This is a genomic window from Dietzia sp. DQ11-38-2, assembly GCF_014145055.1.
In the GTDB taxonomy this organism is placed as follows: Bacteria; Actinomycetota; Actinomycetes; order Mycobacteriales; family Mycobacteriaceae; genus Dietzia.
This window is the reverse complement of record NZ_JAALDW010000440.1, coordinates 1-2059: the sequence shown is the minus strand read 5'-3', so window position 1 is coordinate 2059 and position 2059 is coordinate 1. Positions and strand designations below refer to the sequence as shown.

The window sequence follows — 2059 nt, the reverse complement described above, 5'->3', positions numbered from 1 at the left end:
CCGGAACCCGTGTGGGCGGCGGTCGAGGCGTTGATCGCGCCACCCGCGCCCGAGTCGGCGATCACCCCGGGCGTGCGCGGCGCGTCGGGGATTCCCGCGGCGATGGCGCGCATCTCGAGGGTCGGTCCCGTGAGTTCGAGTTGGACCCGCTCCGCCACCTGGATGCCGCGGGCCAGGTGCTCCGTGGCCAGCCCGAGCAGCGCCACCTGACCGGGCGGGGTCATCAGAGCGGGTCCCAGCGCGGCCGCCCTGGCGAGGAATTGTTGCACGATGCCGATCACCTCGACGGTGCCGCGGACGACGATATCGGCCGCCACGGCGGTGACCCTGGCGATCTCGCCAGCGGACTCGCCGAGCGCCTCCACCGTGCGACCGATCTCGGCCACCGAGTGCGCGGCGCCGAGGGAGGCGAGGGAGTCCCACGTCTCGGAGAGCAGACGCTCGAGCGGTGGTCCGAGCCTCTGGGCCACCTCCAGTCCGTCGCCCACCGGTCGCATCACGTCCCGGGCGGCTTCGGGGACGAACTCCTCCGCCGAGAGCAGGTCGAGGATCTGCCGGATGGGCCCCGCGTAGGCCAGCGCGTCGGCGATCACCGGGCCGGACCTGCGATCCCGGGCAGTTCGTTCCCCGCCGCACCGATCGCCTCGGCACCCCCAACGTCGGACTCGGTGTACACCCGGCCGGTCTCGAGGACCAGGTGCCCGGCGGCATCGCTCACCCGGGCCACACCTGCGAGCACCTCCCGGTGCCGCGCGGTGGCGGCGAGCAGGGCGGACATGAAGTCGGCCCCGACCGGTCCGAGCACGGGGGCCACCTCGTCCAAAGGCAGCGAGTCCACGGCCCCGAGGACGCCCCCCAGGGCGTCCGCCAACGTGGTCAACCCCGTACCCAGCTCCCGCAGTCCGTCCACGTGGACGTCGATCGCTCCGTCCGCCATTCCCTCGCCCCTCGTCGCCGTCTCGTCCCGTCACAGGGTTCGACGCCTCGCGGGCCCGCACCGGTTCCGCCCGGTCGGAGAAATCTCCGCTGTGGAATCCTGTCGGGCATGGACATCATCGTCGTGGACCACCCGCTGGTCGGGGACCGGCTACGCACGCTGAGGGACTCCGTCACCGACACCGCCGGCTTCCGGGCGGCGATGGACGCTCTCGGCACCATGCTCTGCTACGAGGCCTTCCGCTCCATCCCGACCACCGAGGTCCCCGTGACCACACCGGTGGCAGAGACGACGGGTGTCGCGGTCGACGGCGTCCCGCTCGTCGTACCGGTCCTGCGGGCGGGGCTGGGTCTGCTGGATCCGGCCACCCGGTTGCTCCCGGGCGCGCAGGTCGGGTTCGTGGGACTGGCGCGCGACGAGGAGACGCACGCCCCGGTCTCCTATCTGTGCTCCCTTCCGGACGACCTCGCCGGACGGCACGTCGTCGTGTTGGATCCGATGCTCGCCACCGGGGGGTCGCTGGTCTCGACCCTGGAGACCCTGGCCGAACGAGGCGCGACCGGGGTCACCGTGGTGTGCGTCCTGTGCGCCCCGGAGGGGATCGAGACCGTGCGGGCGTCGGGACTGGCGTCGCGGCTCGTCACCGCGACCGTCGACGACCGGCTCGACGACGACGCCTTCATCGTCCCCGGGCTCGGAGACGCGGGCGATCGCCTGTTCGGCCCCCGCTGACCCAGCCCTCCGACCCTCAGGAGGTGAGGGCGGCGGCGACGCGATCGGCCAGAGCGGTCAGCCGTCGTCCGGCATCCTCCCGGTCGGACGTCGACGGACGTGGGGTCGTCCACGCTTCGACGTAGGTCTTGAGCAGGGGCTCGGTGCCCGACGGGCGGATCACCGCCCGTGCACCCTCGGTCACGACACGGAGACCCGCCGAACCGTCCACAGGTGATACGGACCCGGTCGCGCCCAGCCGTTCGGCCACGCGACGGAGCTCCGAGCGGGGCTCGGCACCGGGGGCGAGTGGATGGGCGACGTTGCGCCGGAGGTGCGCACCGAACTCCTCGGCGAGCGCGTCGAGCCCCGCACCGACCGACCGCCCGGCCGACCCGACCATCGCGCACC

General features: G+C 73.2%; 2 protein-coding genes and 2 pseudogenes. 1 reads left to right on the top strand and 3 read right to left on the bottom strand.

Going from position 1 to position 2059, the window contains the following annotated elements; genetic code table 11:
• Together G6026_RS13985 and G6026_RS13980 are read right to left on the bottom strand one after the other, a co-directional pair.
• Positions 1–593, bottom strand: a pseudogene (locus tag G6026_RS13985) (NlpC/P60 family protein); the annotation flags it as partial.
• Positions 590–937 carry a type VII secretion target gene (locus G6026_RS13980; RefSeq protein ID WP_107755910.1) on the bottom strand — a complete coding sequence of 116 codons (348 nt, stop codon included), beginning with the start codon at positions 935–937 and terminating at the stop codon, positions 590–592. The gene G6026_RS13980 and the pseudogene G6026_RS13985, both read right to left, overlap by 4 nt.
• 108 nt (positions 938–1045) lie before the next feature.
• Between G6026_RS13980 and upp the strand changes: the two genes are divergently transcribed.
• Entirely contained in the window at positions 1046–1669 is a 624-nt protein-coding gene (upp, locus tag G6026_RS13975; RefSeq protein WP_107755911.1) for a uracil phosphoribosyltransferase, read from the top strand.
• 16 nt (positions 1670–1685) lie between these two features.
• Here the strand turns inward: upp and G6026_RS13970 are convergent.
• A pseudogene (locus G6026_RS13970) lies at positions 1686–2059 on the bottom strand (phospho-sugar mutase); the annotation flags it as partial.